Genomic DNA, 25,485 nt, shown 5'->3' with positions numbered 1-25,485 from the left:
CCACCAGGCACCAGCCGCCGAAGTAGCGCATCCACGGACGAACTTAACGGGTCCTGGTCTTATCCGAGAAAAGCCGTATCCACCACCATTGGAGATCATTCTGACTAGAGTGATCCGGTGTTTTTGACTAGATCCACAAACTGTCGAAGGCGTGCTCTCTCCGGACTCGCCGCCGCAACCGTGCTGCTGGGCGGCCTCGTAGCACCGCCCCCGGCGAACGCGGAGGTGGACAACGGCTCCGTGAGCACGCTCGCGCACTTCCTGCGGCAGGCACTCGACCGTCAGCAGTTCGAGCAGGTCCTGGACACCAACCCGCCGACGAGCGCGGCCGAGCTGCACGCGCTGCGGCAGGACGGCGCCGACAAGGAGGCGAAGCAGCTTCCGCGGAAGGCGGAGCTGAACGCGGCCGCCGCGGCGGCCGAGCCGATCGCGCAGCAGCCCCAGATCGACCTGACCGTCATCGAGTTGAACGGTCTCGGCCGTCCGCTCTCCTCCGGGACCGTGCTGATGAGCCCGCAGTATCCGGACGGCAAGGTCGTGCCGGTGGACCGCAACCTGCATACCACGGACGTCCGCTGGAGGCAGTGGGACGACGCCGGCTGGTACGCCAACCGCGGCCAAGGCAGCATCGACATCGTGCCGGGCCGCGAGAACGCCCCCATCGACTTCATGAGCCCCTACCCCGCGTCCGTGCTGAAGCTGATGGTGGCCTTCGGGGTGCTGCGGCTGGTGAATCAGGGTCAGATCTCGCTCGACGACACCTACGCCTACCAGCCGGTCACGGTCAGCTCGCTGTGCGGTCCGGCCGGCAGCGACACGGTCCGCAACTACCTCGACGCCACGCTCACCTGGTCGTCCAACGCCGGCGCGTGCGCCATGGTCAAGCTGCTGCACGACAAGGGCGCGGTCGACGGCCTCAACCAGACCTTCCAGGATCTCGGCCTGGAGACGCTGCAGCTCAAGAACACCAACCCCGCCAACGGCGCGCGGTGGGGCAACCCCGTCACCATGAGTTCGCTCGACACGGCGAAGCTGCTGATGCTGGTCAACGGCGGGGTGGGCACCCTGTGGAAGACGCCGGGCGGCGCCAGTGTCACCGCCGGCGTCCTGAGCGGCGCCTCCCGCGCGTACTTCAGGAGCAGGCTGGCCGAGCAGGGCATGAACGTCACCCTCTCCACCACCAACTGGTGCGGCGCCGACTACCCCGCCCCCGGCATCCCGCAGCTCACGCCCTCGCGGTGGATCGGCGCCGACGGCACCGTGACGATTCCCGGTCAAGGCATCTCCTACGGCCGCGACGTGCGACCGTGCAACCAGAAGGCCGAGGTGACGTACGCCCACAAGAACGGCTGGGTGAACAACTCCGGCGCCGACGCGGGCATCGTGAAGGCCCTGCCGGGCAAGGGCGGCCGCACCTACATCGTCGCCCTGTTCTCCAACCTCGGCTACCAGTACGTCGACGCGAACCGGCCGCCGGCAGGCGCGGAGAACGTGTGGTTCACCGAGCGGCTGGCGAAGCTCGGCAAGGTCATCGACGAGTACGAGAAGCGACGCTCCTCCTGAGGTCCGCCGCCGGTCGAGCCGAGCAGGCAGGCCGGCGGCTCACCCGTCCTGCCCGCGAAGCCGGACCGGCGGCTCACCCGCTGTATTCGCTCACGACGTCCACGACCCAGAGGACGCCGAAGCGGTCCCTCAGCATCCCGTAGAGCGGAGCCCACTGCGCAGGCGCCAGCGGCTGCACGACGGTGGCTCCGACGGAGAGTTTCTCCCAGTACGCGGTGACCTCCTCCGTGGTGTCACCCCGGAGGGAGACGAAGAACGCGTTCTCCCCCCGGTCCCACGGCAGTCCGGAGGGCACGTCGTAGGCCATCACGTGGAAGCCGTTGTCGGCGACCACCTGGCCCCACATCACCTGGTCGGCCTCGGCCGGGTCCTGCACGCTCCCGGCATCCTGGTACGTGACGACGGCGAGGTCGCCGCCGAACACGGACTGGTAGAGGTCGAGCGCCGCGCGGGCGTCGCCCCGGAAGTTCAGATGCGTCACGGACTTGACGGACATTGCTCGCTCCTAGCCTTCGATCATCGTTTCTGGACACCGTGCAGCGCCCGCGCTGAGCTGTCGTTCGCGGGACCGGCGCCACGCCGGGCCGCAGGGGCGGGTCACGGTGACCGGGTCCTGGCCGTCCTTGATGTTCGGCCTGGGACAACGGTCGCAGGGGAAGCGGTCAGGGTATGGCCGCTTCTCCGGGCAAGATGGGAACCATGCCGAAGACCTCAGCGCGCCTGCTGTCGCTGCTCTCGCTGCTTCAGGCACGCCGCGACTGGCCGGGGGCGCTGCTGGCCGCACGACTCGACGTCAGCCCGCGCACGGTGCGCCGTGACGTCGACCGCCTGCGCGAGCTCGGCTATCCCGTGGTGGCCTTCAAGGGCCCAGACGGCGGATACCGGCTCGATGCCGGTGCCGAGTTGCCCCCGTTGCTGTTCGACGACGAGCAGGCCGTCGCCTTGGCCGTCGCCCTGCAGATCGCCGCCGTCAGCGGCGCCGGCATCGAGGAAGCCGCGGCACGCGCGCTCACCACCGTCCGGCAGGTCATGCCCGCGCGGCTGCGCCGCCGCATCGACACGCTCCATGTCACCGCCGTCGAGCGACCCGCGTTCCGGCCGGATCCGCAGGTCGACAGCGGCGTGCTCATGGCGCTCGGCGCCGCCGTCCACGCCCGCGAGGTGCTGCGTTTCGACTACACCCCCGCGTCCCCACCGGCGACGGGCGACGACGGCGCACCGCCACCGCCGCGCCGGGTGCAACCCCATCACCTCGTCACCTGGGGCGGACGCTGGTACCTCGTCGCCTGGGACCTCGACCGCGAGGACTGGCGCATCTTCCGTGCCGATCGGATCATCCCGCGCGCCCCCACCGGGCCCCGCTTCACGCCGCGCGAGCTGCCCGGGGGCGGAGTGGCCGCCTTCGTGGCCGGCAGGTTCCGCGGCTCTTCCGGCTCCGGCGACTGGCCCTGCCGCGGCGAGGTGATCCTCGGCCTGCCCGCGGCCGTCGTGTCCCGCCACACCCGCGACGGAGTCGTCGAGGAGCTCGGCTCGGACCGCTGCCGGCTCGTCCTGGGCTCGTGGTCGTGGCCCGGTCTGGCCGCCGCCATCGGCAGGTTCGACGCCGACATCGAAGTCGTGGGGCCGGCCGAGCTCAAGGACGCTTTCGCGCACCTGGCCCGGCGCTACGCCGGCGCCGCCACCGACGCACCCGCCGCCCTGACCTCGCCCCCGCCCCCCGTCCCCTGAGCCGAGCGTTCGGCCGGTCGCGTACGCGCGTGGCGTCAGGGCGCTGCGGGGTTCGGTGGGGCGTCGTAGACCAGGGTGTACCGCCAGAAGAGGCGGCGCCTGATCCGGGCGCCGGGCAGCTCCCGTGCGGCCGCGGCCCGGATCTCGGTGAGGGTCTCCTGCGCGGCGGCGGTGGGCGCCGTCATGTGCGGGGGCGGAGCGTCGGCGCGGGCGGGGTGCTTGACCAGCCCCATGATCAGGTTGGCGGCCATGGCCGGCAGGGCGGCGAGCAGGTCGGCGGGTCCGGCCTCCCGATAGCAGCCGACGACCACGAGACGCCCGCCTGGGGTGAGGCAGCCGCGCAGTTGCCGCAGGGTGGTTGCCAGTGGGAGGTGGTGCAGGACGGCGACGAGGGTGACGGCGTCCCAGCGCCGTTGCGGATCGCGCCCGGCGAAGTCGGTTCGGGCGATGGTGATCGCGGGGTCGGCGGCGAAGCGCCGGGCCGCGGCGCGGGCGGTCGCGGGGTCGGGTTCGAGGCCGGTGACGGTGGCGGCGTCGCGACGGAGGAGGGTGACGAGGTTGCCCGTGCCGCAGCCGACGTCGAGGACGTGGCGGGCCCCGGACGCGGCCACCTGCTTCGCGACCCAGGGACCGTAGTGGTCGTTGTGGCTCCACGGGTGCCGCCGGTTGAACTGGTCGAGGCGGGACAGCAGCGTCATGGACGACCACCCTAACGATCACTACGCACGTGCGCGGCTCGTCTCAGGTGGTCCTCGACTCGTCCCGGCGGCCGTGTCTGTGGGATGATCAGAAGTACGGAGCCCTCTCGGTCCCGGTGCGCGAAGCCCGGGCGAGAGGGTTTTCTCATGCCCGCCCACCGCGACGACGCGCCCTCCGGCGGCACCCTCACCAGTGAAGGAGCTCTCGATGAAGCTTGGTCTGACCTGCCCTCGTTACACCTGGCCCGGCGGTGACGCCGCGATCGCCGAGCGGTTCGCGGCCGTCGCGCGGGGCGCCGACGAGGCGGGCCTGCACAGTCTGTGGGTGATGGACCACCTCTTCCAGATTCCGAACTTCGGTTCCGTGACCGATCCCATGCTGGAGGCGTACGGCGCGCTCTCGTTCGCCGCCGCCCTCACCCGCCGAGTCACCCTGGGGGCGCTGGTGACGTGCGTCGTCCATCGCGAACCCGGCATGCTGGTGAAGCAGGTCAGCACCCTGGACGCGCTCTCCGGCGGCCGTGCCGTGCTCGGCATCGGGGCCGGATGGTTCGAGGAGGAGTCGCGCGGGCTCGGCCTGCGGTTCCCGCCGCAGGCCGAGCGGTTCGAGCGGCTGGAAGAGACGCTGCAGATCGCCCGGCGGATGTGGAGCGACGGGGACGAGCCGTACGAGGGCCGCCACTACCGGCTGGGCCGGACGCTCAACGCACCGCAGGCGCGCCCGCCCATCCTGGTCGGCGGCAGTGGGGAGACGAAGACGCTCCGGTTCGTCGCCGAGTACGCCGACGCCTGCAACCTGCTGCACGGCGCCGACGTACGCCACAAGCTCGGCGTGCTGCGCGCGCACTGCGAACGGCTGGGACGCCCGTACGAGGAGATCGAGAAGACCCTCCACATGCGCATCCCGGCCGGGGAGAGCGTCGAGGAGAGCGTCCGGCGGTGTGCCGCGCTGGCCGCTGTGGGCATCGACCACGTCATCGTCGCCGTGCCCGACGCCGCGGACGAGCGGTGGCTGGCCCATGTCGCCGCGCTGGCCGAGCGGATCTCGTCCGTGGTCCCGTCCGGCCGCTGAGCCGAGGGCCCGCGTACATCGCGACCGGCTCACGCCGGCAGGACGGGCAGATCCGTGGCGGAGCGACGGCATCCGTGACTCGTGGACCGGGGTCGGGCGGGTGGAGACCGGGTAGACCCAGACCGGGGAGGTGACGCCCGCGGGGGGCGAGTGCCGTTCGCCGGGGCCCGGTGATGCTGCGAGCGAGCCGGCCCGTCGGGCTGCGCCGAGACGAGCAGCCCGACGGAGGCTCGGCCGCGTGGGTGCCGGTTGTCCGAGAGGGGCAGAGATGTCCTGGCCTGCGAAGACCAAGGTTGGCATCCGTGCGTGGTGGGAGGTGGATCGGCGGACGCGCCCGTGATTACATGGTTTTCCAGTAGGAAATAGAGGAGGGGATATGAAGCAGGTCACGGCGTCCATCGTCAAGCCCCTGCCGGATCACCTGTTCATCCGGCACGACGGCAACGCGGAGATGCGCTGGGAGGCCATGGCCGGTCTCGGCTACCACACGCCGATCGACCGCTTCTTCGTACGCAACCACACCTCCACCCCGCGCATCGACTCCGGCACGTGGCGGCTGCGCCTGCACGGGCCGGGGGTGCGATGTCCAGCAGCGCACGACTACACCGACCTGCGGGCCATGCCGTCACGCACCATCGACGCCGCGATCGAGTGCACCGGGAACGGACGGCGGTTCTACGGGACGCAACAGCACGACCCGACGCCCGGCACCCCGTGGGGCCTCGGCGCCATCGGCGTGGCCCGCTGGCGCGGAGTGCCCCTGGCGCACCTGCTGAGGCAGGCCGGCCTGCGGCCGGAGGCCGTGGACGTGGTGGCGCGCGGGCTGGACGCGCCGTTCGAGGAGCACGGGCCCGTCCGCCGTCCCCTGCCCGTGGCCAAGGCCATGGACGACGTCCTCGTCGCCTACGAGATGAACGGCAGGCCCCTGCCTCCCGACCACGGCTTCCCGGCCCGCCTCGTGGTGCCGGGATGGGCCGGAATAGCGTCGATCAAATGGCTGGGCGATCTCGAAGTCACCACGTCCGAAGCCGTCACGCCGTGGAACACCATCTTCTACCGCGACATCACCGTGCAGCCGGTCAGAAGCGCCTTCGAGCTCGCCTGGGACTCCACCCTGGTCGCCGGACGCCCGTACGTGCTGCGCGGCAGGTCGTGGTCCGGGCGGGGACACATCGTGAAGGTGGACGTGAGCCTCGACGGCGGGCTCACCTGGCACGAGGCGGAGCGGCACGGCCGGCACCTGGTCGGGGCCTGGTCACGCTGGCACGTCACCTGGGTGCCGCCGCGTCCGGGGCCGCACGTGCTGATGGCGATGGCGACCGACGAGACGGGCGCGTCGCAGCCGCTCGTCACGACACGCCATCCCCTCGGCTACGACTTCGACGCGGTCGTCCGGCATCCCGTGCGGGTCGTCGAATGGTAGAGAATCGCAACAGATCCGGGCTTGGACGCGCAGCGCGAGAATAGCCTCCCGGAAGGTGTGGTATTCACCTGGAGGTCTCCCGCCGAAACCGCACCGAAACGGCCGCGTGTGATGCTGACTCACAGGCCCGGCGAGGGAGAGTTCATGCGCCAGTTGACCGCGCTCGACGCGCAGTTCCTCCATGTCGAGTGCGCGACCACGACCGCGCACGTGGCGGGCCTGGCGATCCTGGACCCGGCCGACGGTTCCGTGAGCCGGGAGTCGCTGGCCGCGTTGCTGCGGGAACGGATCCACCTGTCCCCGGCGCTGTGCCTGCGGCTGGCGCCGGTGCCGCTGGGCCTCGACCGTCCGTACTGGGTGGCCGAACCGGCGCCCGACATCGACGACCACCTGTTCGAGACGGTGCTGGCAGCCCCGGGGGACCACCGGCGGCTTGCCGAGGAGGTGGCCCGCATCCATGAGCGCCGGCTGGACCGCACCCGGCCACTGTGGGAGATGCACCTGATCCGGGGCCTGGCCGGCGGCCTGGCCGCCGTCTACACGAAAGTGCACCACGCGGCGATCGACGGCGTCTCCGGCGCCGAGACGCTGGCCGCCCTGCTGGACCTCGGCCCCATCCGCCCACCCGGACGGCCCGGTGGTCGGCGCGCGGCCGTGGCCTGGACGCCGGGCGGAGCGGCCGAGGACGGCAGACGGTCCGGCGGCGAGGCCGGCGCCGGTCTCGGAGCGGGCGGGATGGTGGCGGCTGCCGTCCTGCGGTCCATGACGTACCCCGTGCGGGCTGTGGCGGCTGCCGTGCGGACGGCCGGTGATCTCGACGCGATCCCCCTCGTCTCCACCGTCCCCGGCGCCGGACTGATCGCGCGGGCGGCCCGGGCGGTGACGCGGGACCAGCACAGCCGCCCCCGGCTGCCCCGGCTCGCGCCTCCCCGCACCCCGCTGAACGGGCCGATCAGCGCCCGCCGGCACCTGGCCTTCGGTTCGGTGCCGTTGAAGGACGTCAAGAAGGTGGCGCGGACCCACGGCGTGAGCGTCAACGACGTGGTCATGACGCTGTGCGCCGCGGCCCTGCGGTCATGGCTGGCGGAGCGGGACGCGCTGCCGGACGAGCCGCTCGTCGTGGCCGTCCCCGTGGCGGTCCGCGGGCCCCGCGCCGGAGGGGGGCCCGGCGTCCCGGAGCCCTCGGGTACGAGGGAGCCCCCCGGCGGTGGACAGCCCGCCGACGCGCGGCAACCCTCCGGCGCCCGGGAGGCGGCCGGCAACCAGATCTCCGTGATGGCCGCCCCGCTGCCCACGGACGTAGCCGACCCCGTCGAACGCCTGCTCCGCATGGGCGAGACGATGCGCGCCGCCAAGCGTCGTTTCGCCCTGGCCCCGGCCCGCTGGGTCGGCGACCTCTGCTCGCTGCTGCCCGCGCCGGTCGGCGCGCTGGCGACTCCGGCGATCTTCCGGCTGACGTCGGTGGCGTTCCCGCCCATCAACCTGATCATCAGCAACGTGCCGGGGCCCCCGTTCCCGCTGTACCTGTGCGGGGGGCGGGTGCTGTCGTACTACCCGCTGTCGGTGCTGACCGACCTGACCGGCGGCGTGAACATCACCTGCTTCTCCTACGACGGCATGCTCGACTTCGGCGTCGTGGCCTGCCCGGAGCGGATGGACGACGTGTGGGGCCTGCTCGGTCACCTCCAGCGGGCGCTCGCCGAGTTGCCGGCCGAGGACGACGCGCGCGCCTGAGGGCGGGCCCGACCGGCCGGCGCCGCCGGGCTCGCCACCTGGTCAGGAGCCCATGCCGGCCAGGTCGAGGTGGGCCAGCCGGTCGGGGTCGGACAGGATGTCGATCGCGGCGATCCTGCCGGAGGAGATGGTGAAGCTCATGACGGAGATGAACTGGCCGTCGATGGCGTTGACCAGGCCGGCGGCTCCGTTGACCAGGGCAGGATGCGTGGTGGCCGCGGTGGCCATGCGCTGGAAGGTGGCGAGTTGTCCGGCCACGGCCGCGACACCGCGAATGATCTTCATGCCGCTGGTGAGCACCCCGCCGTCTGCGCGCAGCACCACGTCGGGGTCGAGGATGGACACCAGCGCGTCGAAGTCGCCGCCGCGCGCCGCGGCCAGGAACGCGTCCACCACGCGGCGCTGATCGGCCAGGTCGGGATCGGGCTTCGGGACCCCGCCGCGAACCCGCTGCCGGGCGCGGCTGGCGAGTTTCTTGGCCGTGGCGGGGGTGCGGTCGACGATGGGGGCGATCTGCTCGAACGGCAGGCCGAACATGTCGTGCAGGACGAAGGCCAGCCGTTCGGCGGGGGTCAGCGACTCCAGCACCACCAGCAACGCCAGCCCCACGGAGTCGGCCAGCAGCACTTCCCGCTCCGGATCGGTGCCGCCCTCCCCGCTGATCACGGGGTCCGGCAGGCGGTCCTCCAGCGGCTCCTCACGCCGGGCCTTGCGGGTGCGGAGCAGGTCCAGGCAGACCCGGCCGACCACGGTGGTCAGCCAGCCACCGAGGTTGTCGATGTCACCGGAGTCGGAGCGCGCCAGCCGCAGCCAGGCCTCCTGGACCGCGTCCTCGGCCTCGGTGAGCGAGCCGAGCATGCGGTAGGCGACCGCCCTCAGATGGGGGCGGTGGCCCTCGAACTGGACAGCCAGCAGGTCATGGTGCTTCACGGTCGCGTTCCTCTCCTTCTCGTCCTTCATACCGCTGACGGACCGCAGCGGGAAAAGGTGACCGCGGGCGGACCGGTCACCTTCGCGCCGCGCGATCCGTCAGAGCAGCGAACCACCGATCAGGAAGGAACCCACCACCATGACCGCCACCGAGCAGCAGAACCGTCAGTCGCGCCTGCCCAACCCCGCCGTCCTCGTCCCCGAGCTCAAGGACATCGGCGGAGCCCTGTTCAAGGCGACCGGGAACGGCGCGATCCCGCAGACCACCATCAGCCTGGTCCAGCTTCGCGCCGGCCAGATCGCCGGCAGCACGTACCTGACCGTCCTGCACACCGGCAACCTGCGCAGGGCCGGCGCGAGCGAGGAGCGCATCACCGCCGTGGCCTCCTGGCGGGACGCCCCCTACTTCACCGAAGCCGAACGCGTCGCCCTGGAACTGGTCGAATCCGTCCTGACGCCGAGCCCGGCCGGCGAGCGCGTGCCCGACGAGCTGTACGACCGGGCGTCGCAGCTGTACGACGACAAGGCACTCGCCACGCTCATCATGGCGATCGGCCAGGTCTGCTTCTTCCTCCCCCTCGCCCTCATCGGCAGGCCCCTGCCGGGCGTGTCGCCGGCGGAGCAGTGGAGGCCGTGACGTCCGCCGGAGGTCACCGCTCAAGGTGACGACGTACGGGCAGCGGGTCCGGGCCGCCACACGGCCCGGACCCCGGTCTTGGCCTCCCCGGGGAAGCGCGCCGGGCCGGTGACCTCCGTCCTCGCCTCCGCCCTCACCTTCGCCTCGGTGAGCAGGCGCCGGACGATGCGACGCCGATGGAAACGAGACGAGACGATTCGTCTTGACATGGGATCGGTATGCCCGCATACTTCAGAGGCATCCAGGCACCGAGAAGAGGAGTCGCTCTGCGTACCCCTGCCCAACTGGCACTCCACGAGATCACCAAGCGCTACGGCACCCGCGTCGTCCTGGACCGGGTGTCACTCACCGTCAAGCCCGGCGAGCGGCTCGGCGTGATCGGCGACAACGGGTCGGGCAAATCGACCTTGCTCAAGCTCATGGCGGGTGCCGAACGGCCGGACAACGGCGAGCTCGTGGTCGTCGCGCCCGGCGGCATCGGATATCTGCCGCAGGCGCTCGCGCTGCCGCCGCACGCGACGGTGACCGACGCCGTCGATCTGGCACTGGCCGAGCTGCGCCAGCTCGAGGCCAGGATGCGGGCCGCCGAACGGTCGTTCGGCACGGCAGCCACAGAGGCCGGCCCGAAAGTCGACCCAGACGTCGACCCAGACGTCGGCCCGGAAGTCGGCCCGCCCGGCTTGGGGGCCGACACAGGGGCCGACGCGGGGGCGGAGGCCGGCGTGGATCTGGACGCGTACGCGGAGCTGGTGGCGCAGTTCGAGGCGCGGGGCGGCTACGAGGCCGACGCTCGGGTGGAGGTCGCGCTGCACGGGCTCGGACTGCCCGGGCTCGACCGGAGCCGGCCGCTGGGCACGCTCTCCGGTGGCGAGCGCGCCCGGCTCGCCCTGGCCGCCACGCTGGCGTCCGCACCCGAGCTGTTGCTGCTCGACGAGCCGACCAACGACCTGGACGACCAGGCCGTGGCCTGGCTCGAACAGCACCTGCGCGCCCATCGGGGCACGGTCGTGGCCATCACGCACGACCGGATGTTCCTGGAGCGGGTGACCACCGCCATCCTGGAGGTCGCCGACGGGCAGGTGCGTCGCTACGGCGACGGGTACACCGGATACCTCGCCGCCAAGGCCGCCGAACGCGCCGCCCAGGCGCGGGCCCACGAGGAGTGGAAGACGGAGCTGGACCGGCATGCCACGCTGGTGTCGGCGAACGCGGGCCGGCTGGCCGCCATCCCGCGCAAGACGCCCAAGGCAGGCATGGGCACCGGCACCTGGCGGGCACGTTCACGTACCCACGGGGCCGCCGGGCGCATCCGGCAGTCCCAGCAGCGGCTACGGTGGCTCACCGACCACCCTGCGCCGCCGCCCCCGGAGCCGCTGCGCTTCACCGCCGCCTTCGCCACCACGCAAGCCACTGCGCAAGTTACTGCGCAAGCCACCGACAGCGCCACCGCAGGGGCCACCGGCAGAGGCACCTCGGGGGCCACCGCGGCGGCCGAGGCCGGGACCGTGGTGACCGCGCTCGACAGCGTGGTGGTGGCGGGACGGCTGCGCCTGGAGTCCCTGACTCTCCGCGCCGGTGAGCGGCTGCTCGTCACCGGCCCGAACGGAGCGGGCAAGACCACGCTGATGCGCGTGCTCGCCGGAGAACTGCGACCGGACGCGGGCGAGGTACGGCGGACGAGCCGAGTCGGGCTCTTCCGGCAGGACGATCCGGGCACCGGAGCCGTGTGGCGGACCGGCGTCCCGGGCGGGGACGACCAGGGCGCCGAGGATGCGCGCGTCTTCCCGCGGGAGGAGCCGGCGAACCTGACCGTGCTGGGGGCCTACGCGCACGGCCGTCCCGGGAGCCTGGACGAGCACGCGGACGCGCTGCTCGCCCTGGGGCTGTTCCGGCCGTCCGACATCGGGCTGCGCCTCACCGAGCTGTCCTACGGGCAGCGGCGCCGGATCGAGCTGGCGCGGCTGGTGAGCGAGCCCGTGGACCTGCTCCTGCTGGACGAGCCGACCAACCACCTGTCACCGATGCTCGTGGAGCAACTGCAGGAGGCGCTGATCTCTTTCCGCGGCGCGCTGGTCGTCGTGACGCACGACCGGCGCCTGCGGGCCACGTTCGCCGGCTCCCACCTGGAACTGGAGGCGGGCACGGCGGCGTAATCCACAGGAACGAGACAATCCTGTATCGTATGAGACGTAGATGTCTCATACGATACAGGGAAGCATCATGGGCGTCAGCGCGGAACAGATCATGACCGCAGCGATACGACATCTGAACGGCGACCCGACGGCCTCCATGGCAGAGCTGGCCGAGGCGGTCGGGGTGAGCAGGGCCACGCTGCACCGTCATTTCAGCAGCCGGGAGGAGCTCATGCTCGCCCTCGGCCGCCGCGCCCTGGAGCGGTGGCAGGAGGCGCAGGAGGCGGCCGGCGTCACCGCGGCCGCGGAGTCCGGCGACCGCGACCGCATCGAGGAGGCGCTGACCGCCCTGCTGACCTGCGTCGTGACGGTGACGGACGAGTACGGGTTCGCGCTCACCGACCATGCCATGGCCGTCCACCCCGAGCTGGCCCGCCGCTCCGACGAACTGGAGGAGCAGGAGATCGCGCTGTACGCCGCCGGGCAGTGCGCCGGCCTGATCCGCGCCGACCTGCCCGCCCGCTGGGTGAGCGGCACGGTGTTCGGCCTGTGCGTAGCCGTCCGGGAGGGGCTGCGGCGCGGCGACATCGCCCGGCGCGACGTGCCCCGGCTGGTGCATGAGTCGTTCTGGCACGGCGCGGCCCCCCGGGGGACGTCATGACCCTCACCGCCGCCCCCGTCACGTCGCGGCGCCGCTGGGCCGGCCTGGCCGTGCTGTCGGCCGGCCTGCTGGTGGTCGTCATGGACATGACCGTGCTGAACGTCGCGCTGCCCGCCATCACGGAAGATCTGCGGCCCGGCGCGGTGCAGGTGCTGTGGACGGTGGACGTCTACGCGCTCGTGCTCGCGGGGCTGCTCGTCACCTTCGGCGCGATCGGCGACCGGTGGGGGCGCAGACGGCTGCTGGTGACCGGGTTCGCGCTGTTCGGGCTGGCCTCCACCGTGGTGCTGTGGGCACGCACTCCGGACGCGCTGATCGCGGTGCGGGCACTGCTCGGGCTGGGCGGTGCGATGATCATGCCGACCACGCTGTCCATGATCCGCACCCTGTTCGCCGATCCCCGCGAACGGGCCACCGCCCTCGGCGTCTGGTCGGCGATGGCGGCCGTCGGCGCCGCCCTCGGGCCTGTGCTGGGCGGCCTGCTGCTGGAGAGCTTCAGCTGGCGGTCGGCGTTCCTCGTCAACGTGCCCGTGATGGTCGTGGCCGTCGTCGCCGGGCTGCTGCTGCTCCCCGAGTCGCGCAACCCCCACCCCGGCCGCTGGGACCCGCTGGGTGTCGTGCTGTCCATCACCGGCATGGTCGCGTTCGTGTACGCGGTCAAGCACGCCGCCAAGGAGGGGCTCGCCGCGCCCGCTGTGCCGGCCGCCCTGGCCGTGGCGGCGCTCGCGCTGGGCTGGTTCGTCGTGCGGTGCCTGCGCCGGCCCGATCCGCTGCTGGAGATCCGCCTGTTCGGGAGCGGGCCGTTCTCCGCCGGAGTGGCGGCGGCGCTGGCGACGTCGATCGCGATGGCCGCGATGCTGTTGCTGCTGGCCCAGTGGATGCAGCTCGTGCAGGGCCACTCCCCGCTGGAGTCGGGGCTGCGGCTGCTGCCCGCCGCGCTGGGCGCGGTCGTCGCCTCGCCGCTGGCGCCGGGGCTGGCGGCGCGCGTCGGAGCGCGGACGGTGCTCGCGGGCGGTCTGGCCGTGACCGCGCTGGGGTTCGTGCTGCTCTTCGCCTGGGCGGGTCCGCTGGGCTACGGACCGGTCGCGGGCGCACTGGCGCTGATCGGGTTCGGGCAGGGCTCGCTGGCCATCGCCTCCGCCGTCATCATGGCCGGGAGCCCCGCCGCCAAGGCGGGCAGCGCCGCCGCCATCGAGGAGACCGCCTACGAGCTGGGCGGTGTCCTCGGGGTGGCCGTGCTGGGCAGCGTCGCCGCCGCCGTCTACCGGGCGGAGCTGTCGTACGAGGGACCGGCCGCAGGGGTGGTGCGCGAGTCGCTGGGCGGCGCCCTCGGCGTGGCCCGCGAGCTGGGCGAGGCCGGGGCGCACCTGGCCGGGCAGGCCAGGGCCGCCTTCACCGGCTCCCTCGTGACGGCGTGCGGCGCCGGGGCGCTGATCATGCTGGCGTCCGCCGTGGCCGCCTGGCTGCTGACCACGCGCGACCTGGACCTCTCGGCCCCCGCCGCCGAGGCGGGCACCGGTGCCCGCGGAGACGCCCTCAGCCGACCCGCACCATAACGGCCGGCGCCCTGACGGCCCGCCCCGGCGAGCGCCCTCGGTGACCGGGTGCAGCGCCGTCGTCAGCGGGTGCGGTTCACCAGGGTCAGGCAGAGGGCGCGCAGGGTGGCTGCGGACGGCAGGCAGGCGTCCAGGGCGGCCACGGCCGCCCTGGCCCGGCGGTCCGCCAGCTCGACGGCCCGCCTGCGTCCGCCCGCCTGCTCGATGAGGTGGGCGGCCTGGCGTACCGGCTCGTCACCGGCGGCGCCGGTGGTGAGCAGGTCGGCCAGGTCGCCCGCGGCCGGCCCGCCGGCGGCCAGGGCGGCCAGCACCGGCAGGGTCTTCTTGCCGCGACGCAGGTCGCTGTGGACGGGTTTGCCTGTGACGTCCGGGTCGCCCCAGATGCCGAGCAGGTCGTCGGCGATCTGGAAGGCCACCCCCAGCTCGCGCCCCACCTCGTAGACGCGGTCGGCCTGCGCGGCGGAGCCGCCGCCGAGCGTCACGCCGACGGCGGCGGCGCAGCCCAGCAGGGCGCCGGTCTTCCGGGCCGCCATGGCGCAGTACTCGTCGAGGGTGACGGCGTTGCGGCCGGTCCACGGCCGGTCCTCGAACGCCATGTCCTCCGTCTGGCCGTTCACCAGCTCCACCAGCGCCGCCGCCAGCCGGTTCGTCGCGGGCGCGCTGCCGGTGGCGGCGAGCCGGCTGATCGCCAGGGCCAGCAGGGCGTCGCCGGTGAGCACCGCGGGCCCGACGCCGAACGCCTTCCACACCGAGTCGCGGTGCCTGCGCTGCTCGTCGTGGTCGATGATGTCGTCGTGCACGAGCGAGAAGGCGTGCACCAGCTCGACGGCCAGCGCGCCGGGCACGGCCTGTTCGGGGGCGCCGCCCACGGCCTCGGCGCAGAGCACGGCCAGGGCCGGGCGCAGGGCCTTGCCGCCCTGCTCGCCGGCGGGCGTGCCGTCGGACTCGGTCCAGCCGAGGGCGAAGGCCGCCATGTCGCCGCCCCAGGGGTGCAGGCCGGCCACGGCGTCGCGCAGGGCGGGCGTCAGCAGGCCACGTACCCGGGCCAGCGTCTCGGTCACGACGGGGGTCAAGACATCACATCCGGAGCGGAAGGGAGTGCGGCGTGCCGGACGTCCATCTCTATCCCCCAGGTACGATCAGGGCGCGTCGCCCTTCTTGATCATATTAATAGTGCCATGTGATACTTGACCCCCAATGTTACGTATGCCCCGAGGGACCCTCTTCGGACGCCCGATGCTTGAGTCGCCGACCCACACGTCCCGTCCGAATGGGGAGCTCCGCCATGCCACCTGACACGGACGCCGCCGTGACCAAGCCTCACGTTTTCCCGTTCTACCGTGCCGTTCCCCGCCTGGTGAAGGATCCGGTCACCGAACTGGCGCGCATGGGCGTCGAAGCCGGCGGACGGGTCGTCCGGCTCGACCTCGGCCCCTTCCGCCCCTACCTGGTCTCCCACCCCGACCATGTCCAGCAGGTGCTGAAGACCGAATGGTCCAACTTCGTGCGCGAGGGCATGTTCTGGCGGCCCCTGCGCCGGGTGCTCGGCGACAGCGTCTTCAGTGAGGGCGACGCCTGGGAGTCGAGCCGGAAGATCCTCAAGCCGCTGTTCACCGCCCGCTACGTCACCCGACTGGGCGACGCCCTGGCCGACACCATCGCCGACAGCATGGGCGACCTCGACGAGCACGCGCGCACGGGCCGGCCGATCGACGGCGGCCACCAGATGACCACGATCACCAACCAGGCCGTGGTGAAGGTGCTCTTCGGCGGCCGTATCTCCCACGAGACCGCCGAGCGGCTCGCCCCGGAGTTCGCCACGTGCGCCACGTCGATCCACTTCCGGATGCTGTTGCCGTTCGCGCCCTACTCGATCAGGGTGCCCGGCGACCGGGCGTTCCTGGCCTCGGCCCAGAAGATCGACGACATCGTGCGCCCGGTCATCGAACGGACCGCCCGGGAGGGTGACACGGGAGCCACGGATGTGCTCTCGGCGCTGCTGCGCGCCCGCGGCGGGCCGCGCGGCGAGCCGGACGTTCGCCAGATCCGCGATGACCTGGTCAACGTCTACGGCGCCGCCTCCGAGACCACGGCCATGTCGCTCACCTGGCTGTGGGCCGTCCTGCACGAGCACCCCGACGTCGACGACCGGCTGCACGAGGAGATCGAATCCGTGGTGGGCGGCGGCCCGGTCCGGCCGTCGGACGTGCCCCGGCTGGGCTACCTGCGGATGGTCCTGCAGGAGGTGCTGCGCGTCCACCCGCCGGGCTGGATCATCCCGCGTCAGGTGGTGGCCGACACCGAGATCGGCGGCGTGCGGATCAAGGCCGGCTCGCAGGTGCTGGTCAGCCCGTACACGACGCACCGGCTGGCGGAGTTCTGGGAGCGGCCGTGGGAGTTCGACCCCGAGCGCTGGTCGCCCGGCCGCGAGCAGCGCCGCCATCCGTTCGCCTTCATCCCGTTCGGCGGCGGCCCGCACGTCTGCCTGGGCATGCGGCTGTACTACCTGGAAGCCCCGCTGGTGATCGCCAACGTGCTCAGCAGGTACCGCCAGGAGCTCACCGACCCGCAGCGGTTCACCCCCCTCCCAGGGGCGTCCATGCGGCCGAAGGAGAAGATCATGGTGCGCCTGGTGCCGAAGCGACCCGCGGGGGGAGACTCGTGAGCGTCGGAGAAGTCGCCGCCCGCGGCGCCCACGACCCCACGACGGCGGCGAACGAGCTGGTGACCAGCCTCATGTTCCGCCCCTGGGGCCAGGTCTCGACCTCCGTCTACGAGACGGGCCGGCTGGTCTCGCTCGTCCCCTGGCTGACGGGGCACCACGAGCGGATCCGCCACCTGCTCGCCACCCAGCGGCCGGACGGTTCCTGGGGAGCGCCCGACGGCTACGGGCTGGTGCCGACGCTGAGCGCCACCGAGGCCATCCTCGCGGCGCTGCAGCGCGGCGACCCCGGCACGGACCCGCGCACGCTGCGGGAGGCGGCCGGACGCGGGCTGCGCGCCGTGGCCCCGTGGCTGGCCGCCCGCCGCGCCCTGCCCGACACCCCGGCCGTCGAGCACATCGTGCCCTCGCTGGTCGGCCTCATCAACGGCCGCCTGTCAGGCACGCTGCCGGGAGCCGAGGCGCTGCCGCTGCCCGACGGGATGGACCACGAGCGGCTGGAGGGCATCCGGTCGTGGATCGCCTCCGGCGCGGAGGTCCCGCAGAAGCTGCTGCACGCCCTGGAGATCGCCGGCCCCGCCGCCTGCGGCGCGCCGGCGATCCGGCCGACGGCCATCGGCACCGTCGGCGCCTCGCCCGCCGCCACCGCCGCCTGGCTGGGCGAGCGTGGGACGCGCGACCCGCACGAACCCGCCCGGGCCCACCTGGAGGCGGTCTCCAGGCGTCACGGCGGGCCGGTGCCCGTCGGGCTGCCCATCACCGTGTTCGAGCGGGGCTGGGTGCTGAGCTGGCTGCTGCGCGCCGGGGTGTCGATCGACGTGCCGCCGGAGATGGTGGCCGACCTCAGAGCCGCGATCGGCCCCGCCGGGACGCCCGCCGGAGCCGGGCTGCCCACCGACGCCGACACGACCTCGGTGGCGCTGTACGCGCTGGCGCTGCTCGGCGTGCCCCACGAGCCGGACAGCCTGTGGGCGTTCCACGCCGGCACGCACTTCGCCACCTGGCCGGGCGAGGACGGCTCCTCGGTCAGCGTCAACGCGCACGTGCTCGACGCCTTCGGCGGGTACGCCGCCCGCCGGCCGGACGCGGCCCCCCGCTACCGCCGCGCCGCCGCCGACGTGGCCGCCTGGATCAGGGACCGGCAGGAACCGGACGGGAGCTGGGCCGACCGCTGGCACGCCTCGCCGTACTACGCGGCGGTGAGCTGCGCGCTGGCGCTGGACGAGTTCGGCGGCGACGTCTCGGCGGGCGCGGTGCGCGCGACGGTCGACTGGGTGCTGGATACACAGCGGCCGGACGGCTCCTGGGGACGGTGGGAGTCGACCGCGGAGGAGACGGCGTACGCGATGCAGGTCCTGCTCCTGACCCGGTGGCGCGACGACCGGCGGTGCGTGCGCGCCGCGAGCCGCGGGCTCACCCATCTCTCGGACCATCTGGCGTCGTCGTCCGGCGCGCAGCATCCTCCCCTCTGGCACGACAAGGACCTGTACGCGCCGACCGCCGTCGTGCAGGCCGCGATCATCGCCTCGGCGCACCTGGCCCGGCGCCTCTAACGCCGGGGAGCGGCGTGGGTGCGCGCGTCGCCGGCCAGGTCGCCGACGGTGTAGGCGTGGGTGTCGCGGGCCAGGTACCAGCGGCCGTTGAACGACACGCTCCTGACCTGCGCGGCGCCGATCTCGGCCAGCTCGGCCGGCAGCTCGGCCAGTGCCGCCCGGAAGGTCGTGTCGAGCTCGTCGATGTGGGCGGTGACCCGCGCCACCGCCTCCCCCGTGGTCAGGCCCTCGCGCTCCAGGATGCTGATCGAGTTGGGCTTGCCCTCGGCCTTCTCCCGCTCGAACGTCCTGACGTCGTTGGCCAGCCGCATGCAGGCCGCGCCGAGGCGGGTGGCGGGCTCGATCGACGCCCAGTGCTCCGGGCCGGTCGACGCCGGACCGCAGACGGCCAGGGCGGCCGCCCACCAGGCCGGGTAGGTGATGCTGTGCACGCCGTTGGCGAGGTAGTCCGCGTACGACGGCCACGGCGCGCGGGCCGTGGCCCAGGCGCGCTCGCGGGTCATCGCCTCGCCCACGAGCCGGACGTGCCGCGACAGGTTCGGCACGTGCGACGCCGCGCCGGCGTGCGCGTGGAACCGGTCGCACCATCGCGACCAGGCGGCCAGGATCTGCTCCACCGGACCGCCGGGGACGGGAGGCCGCGTCGTACGGCCCAGGATCGCGGGCAGCGCGGCGAAGAGCGCCGCCTGCTCGTCCTCGGCCCCTTCCCCGGCGATGCCGTCGGCGATGTCGTCGATGCCGAACAGGATCATCGTCAGCACCCCGAGGTCCGCGACCCGGTGGCGGGCGGCGTCGGGGAACGTGGCCGCGGCCGACAGGCAGCTGAAGGCAAGCCTGCTGGCCGAGCTCTCACCGTCGGCGTACAGCACCGGGTAAGGCCGCAGGAGCGCGGCCGCCTCGGGCACGACCTCCAGCGCGGCTCGCAGGACGCGGCCACGGTCGGCCTCGGGGACGCCCGCGAGCTGATGGGACCCCTTCAGCAGGCTGTCGGCGAGCTCGTTGCGAATGACGAAGTAACCCTGAGGGTCCGGACCGCTCACTCCCGAAGCCTATCGCCACCGATCTTGCCCGTTTCGCCAGAACAACCGACAAGCCAATACAACCGACAAGCCAAAACAACCGACAAAAGGCATAACGGGCTCGAAAGGCACACACCTGGCTTGAGTGATGATCGTCTGCTTGCTATGGTCCCCAGGTTGTCAGCGCCGGTACGCCACTGCAGGACCTGGTGGTCGCCACTCCATGACGTCGCAGGGTAGGTATGATGCGCCTCCGCAATTCCCGACTGCGGACCAAGATCACAGCTCTGCTCCTGTCACTGACGGCGCTGTGGGCGTTCGCGGCCTGGGTCACCCTGCGCGACGGCGTCAACCTGCTCTGGGTGTCGCTGCTCGACACCAACGTCGCCCAGCCGAGCGAGAAGGTGCTGGTCGAGCTGCAGCGCGAGCGCAGGATCACGATGGTCCGGCTGGGCGACGGCAGCCTGCGCAACCGCAAGGCGGTCCAGGCCCAGCGCGCCCGAGCCGACCAGGTCACGGACGCCTTCGAGGAGTCGGCGCGGACGTGGTTCGTGGACTGGGCCCTCGACGACGAGGGCGCCGACCGGGTCGCCCAGGTCCACAAGCGGCTTGCGGGTCTGAAGGCCGTCCGCCAGTCCGTCGACGCCGGGCAGATGACCCGCCTGCAGGCGGCGAAGGCCTACGCCGACGTCATCGACGCGATCCACAGCATGTTCGGCGCGCTGGCGACGGTGGACGACAAGGCGCTCGCCAAGGACGCCCGTACCCTGCTGCAGATCAGCCGCGCGCAGGAGGTGCTCTCCCGTGAGGACTCCCTGCTGGCCGGCGCGCTGGCCCAGGGGACGCTGACGGCCGAGGAGCAGAGGCGCTTCACCGAGACCACCGGCGCCTGGCGCATCCTGGCCGACCAGGCCGCGGCCGAGCTGCGACCCGAGGACCAGATCGCCTACAACAAGCTCACGCAGGAGGGCGGGCTCACCCGGCTGGCCAACCTCGAGGAGCTGCTGGGCGACTTCGGGAGCGACCTCGACAACGTCCCGTTCGGCGCCGAGCAGTGGAAGTCCTCGACCGAGCGCGCCATCGCCGAGCTCAACAGCTTCATCTTCGCCGCAGGCGACCGCGTCGTCGAGCGGGCCGAGCCCGTCGCCGTGGGCGTCGTCGTCCGGCTGGTGCTCATGGGGGGCCTCGGGCTGCTCGCCGTCATCGCCTCGATCGTCCTGTCGGTCACCACGACCCGCCGGCTGCTCGCCCAGTTGCAGAAGCTGCGCGACGCAGCGCACGAGCTGTCCGACGAGCGGCTGCCGGGCGTGGTCGAGCGGATCGGCCGCGGCGAGACCGTGGACGTCGCCGTCGAGGCGCCGGCCCTGCAGTTCGGCGACGACGAGATCGGGCAGGTCGGCCAGGCGTTCAACACGGTGCAGGAGACCGCGATCCGGGTCGCCGTCGAGCAGGCGGCGCTGCGCCGCAGCATCCGCGACATCCTGCTCAGCCTGGCGCGGCGCACGCAGGGGCTGGTGCACCGCCAGCTCACCGTGCTGGACGTGATGGAGCGGCGCGAGACCGACCCCGAAGAGCTGAAGGAGCTCTTCCGGCTCGACCACCTGGCCATCCGGATGCGGCGCAACGCCGAGAACCTCATCGTCCTGTCGGGCTCCTCCCCCGCCCGCACCTGGCGCCGCTCGGTGCCGATGGTGGACGTGGTGCGCGGCGCGCTGGCGGAGGTCGAGGACTACACCCGGGTCGACCTTTTGCCGATGGGCGACGTGGTGCTGGTCGGCCGGGCCGTCGGCGACGTCATCCACCTGCTGGCCGAGGTGATCGAGAACGCGGTGTCGTTCTCCCCGCCCTACACCACCGTGCAGGTCAGCGGGCAGCTCGTGGCCAACGGCTACGTCATCGAGATCGAGGACCGCGGGCTCGGCATGAAGCCCGAGGACCTCGCCGCCGCCAACGAGCGCATCGCCGACCCGCCGGAGTTCCGCATCTCCGGCACCGCGCGGCTCGGCCTGTACGTGGTGAGCCGGCTGGCCGAGCGGCACAGCATCCAGGTGCGGCTCAAGCCGTCGCCGTACGGCGGCACCACGGTCGTCGTCCTGCTGCCGCAGGAACTGGTGGAGATCGACGACAGCCGCGACACCCCCGACGACGACCCGCCGGCCCGCCTGCCGCAACGGCAGAGCACGGTGGCGGCCGTGGCCACGGCGGCGCGGCCGGCCACCGCGGAGAACGTCCGCCCGATCAAGGTCGCCGCCGCCCGCCGCGCACTGGCCCTGCGGCCGGACGAGGCCGGCGGCCCGCGCGAGCCCGCCGACGGCGGCGACCGCACCGCACCCCGCAGGCCCGCCGACCTCCGTGAGCCCGCCCAGCTCCGCCAGCCCACCGGGCTGCGTCAGCCGTCCGAGGCGGCCGATGCGCCCGAGGCGCGCCCGGAGCCGGCGCCGGACCGGGCGGCGACGCCGGAGCGCCGGCAGCCGCCCACCGAGTTCACCCCGTCGGGGCTGCCCTTCCGGGTGCCCCAGGCGAACCTGAACCCCGCCCTGAAGGCGGACCCACCCCCCGTACCGGCCGTCGACGAGGAGGACGATGACGAGCGTTCGCCGGAGGAGATTCGAGCCATGATGGGATCCCTGCAGTCGGGCACCCGCCTGGGCAGGTCCGAGGCCGCCAAGCTCATGGATGACCAGCGATCGGGAGGCGACGGGTGACACCGGCTTCGGGCACGGACCTCAACTGGCTGCTTGACGACCTGATCGGCCGCGTCCAGGACGCCGAGCACGCCATCGTGCTGTCGTCCGACGGGCTGCTGATGGCCTCCTCCGAGGGGCTGGAGCGGACCGACGGCGAGCACCTGTCGGCGGTGGCCTCCGGGCTGCAGAGCCTCGCCAAGGGGGTCTCCGAGCGTGTGGGCGGCGGCGCGGTCCGGCAGACGGTCGTGGAGTGGCGCTCGCGCTTCCTCATCGTGACCTTCGCGGGCGAGCGGGCCTGCCTGGCCGTGCTGTGCGGCCAGGGCTCCGACATCGGCCTGGTCGCCTACGAGATGGCCATGCTGGTCGCCCGGGTCGGCCAGTACCTCACCTCCGCCGCGCGCACCGGGGAGGCCGTCGCCGGGAGCGAGCGGTGACCCGCACCGACGAGCCCGCGGGCAGGACGCCGGGCGAGCCGGCGGACGAGCACTGGGTCGATCCTGAGATCATCCGGCCCTACGTCGTGACGCGGGGGCGTACGCAGCCGGTGCACGGCAAGTTCGACCTCATCTCCATGGCCTTGTCGGTGGGGCCCATGCCCGGCCCCGGCTCCGGGCTCGACCCCGAACATCTGCAGATCCTCCAGCTCTGCCGCGAACCGAAGTCGGTCGCGGAGATCGCCGCGCACCTGGACCTGCCCGCGGGCACGATCCGGGTTCTCCTCGGCGACCTGTTCGACAAGCAACTCGTCTCGGCCCAGGAGCCGCAATCCGAGGTGGACATGCGTGACATGAACATGTACAGGGCGGTGCTCGATGGTCTTCGATCGCTCTGAGCGCCCCCGCCTGCCCAGGGCGATCAAGATCCTGATCGCGGGCGGTTTCGGGGCCGGGAAGACCACGATGGTCGCCTCGGTCTCCGAGACCAGGCCGCTGCGGACCGAGGAGATCCTCACCGACCGCGGCATCGGCGTCGACGACCTGACCTCGGTGGAGGCCAAGCGCACCACCACCGTGGCGATGGACTTCGGCCGCATCACCCTGACCAACGACTACGTCCTGTACCTGTTCGGCACGCCGGGGCAGGAGCGGTTCTGGTTCGTCTGGGACGAACTGGCCGAGGGCGCGCTGGGCGCGGTCATCGTGGCCGACACCCGCCGCCTGGCCGACTGCTTCCCCTCGGTCGACTACTTCGAGCGGCGCGGCACGCCGTTCGTGGTGGCGGTCAACTGCTTCGAGGGGGCGCCGACGTTCGAGCTGGACGAGGTACGGCTGGCGCTCCAGCTCGACCCGTCGATCCCGATCGTCCTGTGCGACGCGCGCAAGCGCGACTCCAGCAGGGAGGTGCTCATCTCGCTGGTGAAGCACTCGGCCCGGCTGCGCGCTGAGCCCGTCGGCAGCTGAGCGCACGCGAAAAGGGGGCCCGGCCGTTGCGGCCGGGCCCCCTTCGAGGTGCGACGGGTCAGTGCTTGACCGCCTTCTCGGCGCCGACGCCGGTGAGCGAACGGACCTCGATCTCGGCGTACTTGGCGGCGTTGTACTCCTTGCTCAGGACGGTGCCGAGCCAGCCGCACAGGAAGCCGAGCGGGATCGAGATGATCCCCGGGTTGCTGAGCGGGAACCAGGCGAAGTCGGCGGTCTTGAACAGGGCCGTCTCCGAGCCGGACACCACCGGCGAGAAGATGACCAGCACCAGGGCGGAGACGAGGCCGCCGTAGATGGCGGCGACCGCGCCGGCCGTGTTGAACCTCTTCCAGAACAGGCTGTAGAGGATGGCCGGCAGGTTGCCGGAGGCGGCCACGGCGAACGCCAGCGCCACCAGGAAGGCGACGTTCTGGCCCTGCGCCAGGATGCCGAGGCCGATCGACACGGCGCCGATGACGAACGCCGACACCCGGGCCACCAGCACCTCCTCGCGCTCGGTGACGTTGCCGCGCTTGAAGACGTGCGCGTACAGGTCGTGCGCGAAGCTGGAGGAGGAGGCGAGCGTGAGGCCCGCGACGACGGCCAGGATCGTGGCGAAGGCGACCGCCCCGATCAGGGCCAGCAGGATCGTGCCGCCCACGTCGCCGAGGAACGTCTTGCCGATGGCCTCGGCGAGCAGCGGCGCGGCCGTGTTGCCCGCCTTGTCCGCGGCGGCGATCGTCTTGCTGCCGACCAGGGCCGCGGCGCCGAAGCCGAGGACGAGGGTCAGCAGGTAGAAGGTGCCGATGATGCCGATGCCCCACAGCACCGACTTGCGGGCGTCCTTGGCGGTCGGCACGGTGTAGAAGCGGATGAGGATGTGCGGCAGGCCGGCCGTGCCCAGCACGAGCGCCAGGCCGAGGCTGATCAGGTCGATCTTGCCGGCCAGGCCCTGCGCTTCGGTGCCGTACTTGCCGCCGGGGCTGAGGAACTGTTCCGGCTTGGCGCTCTGCGCGGCGGCCTCGCCCAGCAGGCCCGACAGGTTGAAGCCGTAGTGGGCCAGCACGAGGAGGGTGATCAGCGCGGCGCCGCCCATGAGCAGCACGGCCTTGACGATCTGTACCCAGGTGGTGCCCTTCATGCCGCCGAAGACCACGTAAACGATCATGAGGGCGCCGACGCCGACGATCGTCCACGCCTTGCCCGCCGGGGAGGTGACGCCGAGCAGCAGGCCCACCAGGGCGCCGGCGCCGACCATCTGGGCGAGCAGGTAGAAGATGCTCACCGTGATCGTGGACACGCCGGCGGCCGTCCTGACCGGGCGCGGGCTCATCCGGAACGCCAGCACGTCGGCCATGGTGAACTTGCCGGAGTTGCGCATCAGCTCCGCGACCAGCAGCAGGGCCACCAGCCACGCCACCAGGAAGCCGATGGAGTACAGGAAGCCGTCGTAGCCGGACAGCGCGATGATGCCCGCGATGCCGAGGAAGGAGGCGGCCGACATGTAGTCGCCGCCGATGGCCAGGCCGTTCTGGACGCCGCTGAAGGACCGCCCGCCGGCGTAGTAGTCGGCGGCCGTCTTCGTCTGGCGGCTCGCCCAGAACGTGATCCCGAGCGTCGCGGCGACGAAGGCGAGGAAGAGGACGGCCGAAAGGGCTTGCGAGCTCATCGAGTCTTCTCCTCGACCTCGTGGCGGAGCTTGTCGGCGATGGGGTCGAGCTTCTTCTCGGCGTGCCTGGCGTACGCCCAGGCGATCCAGAACGTCGAGACGAACTGGAGCAGGCCGAACACCAGTGCCACGTTGATGTTGCCCACCAGCTTGATCGACATGAAGTCACGCGCCCAGCCGGACAGCACCACGTAGAGCAGGTACCACACCAGGAACGCCACGGTCATCGGGAACGTCCACCGGCGGAATCGGCGCCTCAGCTCCTGGAACTCGCTGCTGCGCTGCACTTCCTCATAGACGGACGCGTCATGTTCTTGAGTCGTCACGAGACCCTCCACTGTGATGCGGATCACGCACACGG

General features: G+C 72.4%; 22 protein-coding genes. 15 read left to right on the top strand and 7 right to left on the bottom strand.

From position 1 onward, the window contains the following. Positions 1 to 240 precede the first annotated feature (240 nt). Positions 241 to 1,563 (top strand): serine hydrolase, encoded by a 1,323-nt coding sequence (locus tag ACGF0J_RS05545; protein ID WP_393142271.1) that lies wholly within the window; start codon positions 241 to 243, stop codon positions 1,561 to 1,563. Positions 1,564 to 1,636: 73 nt separating this feature from the next. On the opposite strand, the gene ACGF0J_RS05540 is transcribed toward ACGF0J_RS05545, so the two are convergent. Beyond that, positions 1,637 to 2,059, bottom strand: a complete 423-nt coding sequence (locus ACGF0J_RS05540; RefSeq protein WP_393142270.1) for a VOC family protein — start codon at positions 2,057 to 2,059, stop codon at positions 1,637 to 1,639. Positions 2,060 to 2,262: 203 nt separating this feature from the next. On the opposite strand from ACGF0J_RS05540, the gene ACGF0J_RS05535 reads away from it, so the two are divergent. Then, the gene (locus ACGF0J_RS05535; RefSeq protein WP_393142269.1) at positions 2,263 to 3,291 is read left to right on the top strand and encodes a helix-turn-helix transcriptional regulator; all 1,029 of its coding nucleotides are present in this window, start codon (positions 2,263 to 2,265) and stop codon (positions 3,289 to 3,291) included. Between the two features lie 35 nt (positions 3,292 to 3,326). Here ACGF0J_RS05535 and ACGF0J_RS05530 read toward each other — a convergent pair whose 3' ends face one another. Next, positions 3,327 to 3,989, bottom strand: coding sequence for a class I SAM-dependent methyltransferase (locus ACGF0J_RS05530; RefSeq protein ID WP_393142268.1), 663 nt, complete (start codon positions 3,987 to 3,989; stop codon positions 3,327 to 3,329). Between the two features lie 208 nt (positions 3,990 to 4,197). On the opposite strand from ACGF0J_RS05530, the gene ACGF0J_RS05525 reads away from it, so the two are divergent. The 3 genes from ACGF0J_RS05525 to ACGF0J_RS05515 all read left to right on the top strand — a co-directional run bounded on the left by ACGF0J_RS05525 (position 4,198) and on the right by ACGF0J_RS05515 (position 8,218). Beyond that, on the top strand, positions 4,198 to 5,061 hold the full coding sequence (locus tag ACGF0J_RS05525) for an LLM class F420-dependent oxidoreductase (RefSeq protein WP_393142267.1): 864 nt from the start codon (positions 4,198 to 4,200) through the stop codon (positions 5,059 to 5,061). 376 nt (positions 5,062 to 5,437) lie between these two features. Continuing rightward, positions 5,438 to 6,484 (top strand): sulfite oxidase, encoded by a 1,047-nt coding sequence (locus ACGF0J_RS05520; protein WP_393142266.1) that lies wholly within the window; start codon positions 5,438 to 5,440, stop codon positions 6,482 to 6,484. Positions 6,485 to 6,628: 144 nt separating this feature from the next. Beyond that, on the top strand, positions 6,629 to 8,218 hold the full coding sequence (locus ACGF0J_RS05515) for a wax ester/triacylglycerol synthase domain-containing protein (RefSeq protein ID WP_393142265.1): 1,590 nt from the start codon (positions 6,629 to 6,631) through the stop codon (positions 8,216 to 8,218). A gap of 42 nt (positions 8,219 to 8,260) precedes the next feature. Here ACGF0J_RS05515 and sigJ read toward each other — a convergent pair whose 3' ends face one another. Further along, positions 8,261 to 9,148, bottom strand: coding sequence for an RNA polymerase sigma factor SigJ (gene sigJ, locus ACGF0J_RS05510; RefSeq protein WP_393142264.1), 888 nt, complete (start codon positions 9,146 to 9,148; stop codon positions 8,261 to 8,263). A gap of 139 nt (positions 9,149 to 9,287) precedes the next feature. Between sigJ and ACGF0J_RS05505 the strand changes: the two genes are divergently transcribed. The 4 genes from ACGF0J_RS05505 (at position 9,288) to ACGF0J_RS05490 (ending at position 14,134) form a co-directional block, all read left to right on the top strand. Continuing rightward, a complete protein-coding gene (locus ACGF0J_RS05505) occupies positions 9,288 to 9,785 on the top strand; it encodes a carboxymuconolactone decarboxylase family protein (RefSeq protein WP_393142263.1) in 498 nt (165 codons plus the stop codon). Between the two features lie 218 nt (positions 9,786 to 10,003). After that, positions 10,004 to 11,938 carry an ABC-F family ATP-binding cassette domain-containing protein gene (locus ACGF0J_RS05500; RefSeq protein ID WP_393142262.1) on the top strand — a complete coding sequence of 645 codons (1,935 nt, stop codon included), beginning with the start codon at positions 10,004 to 10,006 and terminating at the stop codon, positions 11,936 to 11,938. A 67-nt stretch (positions 11,939 to 12,005) separates the two neighbouring features. After that, complete coding sequence (locus tag ACGF0J_RS05495) at positions 12,006 to 12,578, top strand: TetR/AcrR family transcriptional regulator (protein WP_393142261.1); 573 nt, start codon at positions 12,006 to 12,008, stop codon at positions 12,576 to 12,578. Next, a complete protein-coding gene (locus tag ACGF0J_RS05490; RefSeq protein WP_393142260.1) occupies positions 12,575 to 14,134 on the top strand; it encodes an MFS transporter in 1,560 nt (519 codons plus the stop codon). The genes ACGF0J_RS05495 and ACGF0J_RS05490 overlap by 4 nt, the downstream gene beginning before the upstream one ends. Positions 14,135 to 14,196: 62 nt before the next feature. Here ACGF0J_RS05490 and ACGF0J_RS05485 read toward each other — a convergent pair whose 3' ends face one another. After that, positions 14,197 to 15,207, bottom strand: coding sequence for a polyprenyl synthetase family protein (locus ACGF0J_RS05485; protein ID WP_393142259.1), 1,011 nt, complete (start codon positions 15,205 to 15,207; stop codon positions 14,197 to 14,199). A 212-nt stretch (positions 15,208 to 15,419) separates the two neighbouring features. Between ACGF0J_RS05485 and ACGF0J_RS05480 the strand changes: the two genes are divergently transcribed. Both ACGF0J_RS05480 and ACGF0J_RS05475 read left to right on the top strand, forming a co-directional pair. Further along, on the top strand, positions 15,420 to 16,799 hold the full coding sequence (locus ACGF0J_RS05480) for a cytochrome P450 (protein WP_393142258.1): 1,380 nt from the start codon (positions 15,420 to 15,422) through the stop codon (positions 16,797 to 16,799). Next, a complete protein-coding gene (locus ACGF0J_RS05475) occupies positions 16,796 to 18,349 on the top strand; it encodes a prenyltransferase/squalene oxidase repeat-containing protein (protein ID WP_393142257.1) in 1,554 nt (517 codons plus the stop codon). The genes ACGF0J_RS05480 and ACGF0J_RS05475 overlap by 4 nt, the downstream gene beginning before the upstream one ends. Here ACGF0J_RS05475 and ACGF0J_RS05470 read toward each other — a convergent pair. After that, positions 18,346 to 19,389, bottom strand: coding sequence for a terpene synthase family protein (locus tag ACGF0J_RS05470; protein WP_393142256.1), 1,044 nt, complete (start codon positions 19,387 to 19,389; stop codon positions 18,346 to 18,348). The two genes, ACGF0J_RS05475 and ACGF0J_RS05470, sit on opposite strands and share 4 nt — an antisense overlap. 224 nt (positions 19,390 to 19,613) lie before the next feature. On the opposite strand from ACGF0J_RS05470, the gene ACGF0J_RS05465 reads away from it, so the two are divergent. From ACGF0J_RS05465 to ACGF0J_RS05450, 4 genes are read left to right on the top strand one after another with little or no spacing between them, the layout of a single operon-like run. Then, the gene (locus ACGF0J_RS05465) at positions 19,614 to 22,073 is read left to right on the top strand and encodes a nitrate- and nitrite sensing domain-containing protein (RefSeq protein ID WP_393142255.1); all 2,460 of its coding nucleotides are present in this window, start codon (positions 19,614 to 19,616) and stop codon (positions 22,071 to 22,073) included. Further along, positions 22,070 to 22,489, top strand: a complete 420-nt coding sequence (locus tag ACGF0J_RS05460) for a roadblock/LC7 domain-containing protein (protein WP_393142254.1) — start codon at positions 22,070 to 22,072, stop codon at positions 22,487 to 22,489. Before ACGF0J_RS05465 ends, ACGF0J_RS05460 begins: the two co-directional genes overlap by 4 nt. Next, positions 22,486 to 22,887 carry a DUF742 domain-containing protein gene (locus tag ACGF0J_RS05455; RefSeq protein ID WP_393142253.1) on the top strand — a complete coding sequence of 134 codons (402 nt, stop codon included), beginning with the start codon at positions 22,486 to 22,488 and terminating at the stop codon, positions 22,885 to 22,887. The genes ACGF0J_RS05460 and ACGF0J_RS05455 overlap by 4 nt, the downstream gene beginning before the upstream one ends. Then, on the top strand, positions 22,868 to 23,455 hold the full coding sequence (locus ACGF0J_RS05450; protein ID WP_393142252.1) for an ATP/GTP-binding protein: 588 nt from the start codon (positions 22,868 to 22,870) through the stop codon (positions 23,453 to 23,455). Before ACGF0J_RS05455 ends, ACGF0J_RS05450 begins: the two co-directional genes overlap by 20 nt. Before the next feature lie 58 nt (positions 23,456 to 23,513). On the opposite strand, the gene ACGF0J_RS05445 is transcribed toward ACGF0J_RS05450, so the two are convergent. Then, positions 23,514 to 25,124 carry a cation acetate symporter gene (locus ACGF0J_RS05445; protein WP_393142251.1) on the bottom strand — a complete coding sequence of 537 codons (1,611 nt, stop codon included), beginning with the start codon at positions 25,122 to 25,124 and terminating at the stop codon, positions 23,514 to 23,516. After that, the gene (locus tag ACGF0J_RS05440; protein WP_393142250.1) at positions 25,121 to 25,450 is read right to left on the bottom strand and encodes a DUF485 domain-containing protein; all 330 of its coding nucleotides are present in this window, start codon (positions 25,448 to 25,450) and stop codon (positions 25,121 to 25,123) included. Before ACGF0J_RS05440 ends, ACGF0J_RS05445 begins: the two co-directional genes overlap by 4 nt. Between the last annotated feature and the right edge of the window lie 35 nt (positions 25,451 to 25,485).

The organism is Nonomuraea sp. NPDC047897, assembly GCF_043204415.1.
Lineage (GTDB): Bacteria > Actinomycetota > Actinomycetes > Streptosporangiales > Streptosporangiaceae > Nonomuraea.
The sequence above is the reverse complement of the archived record's forward strand: the minus strand, read 5'-3'. Positions and strand labels throughout refer to the sequence as shown.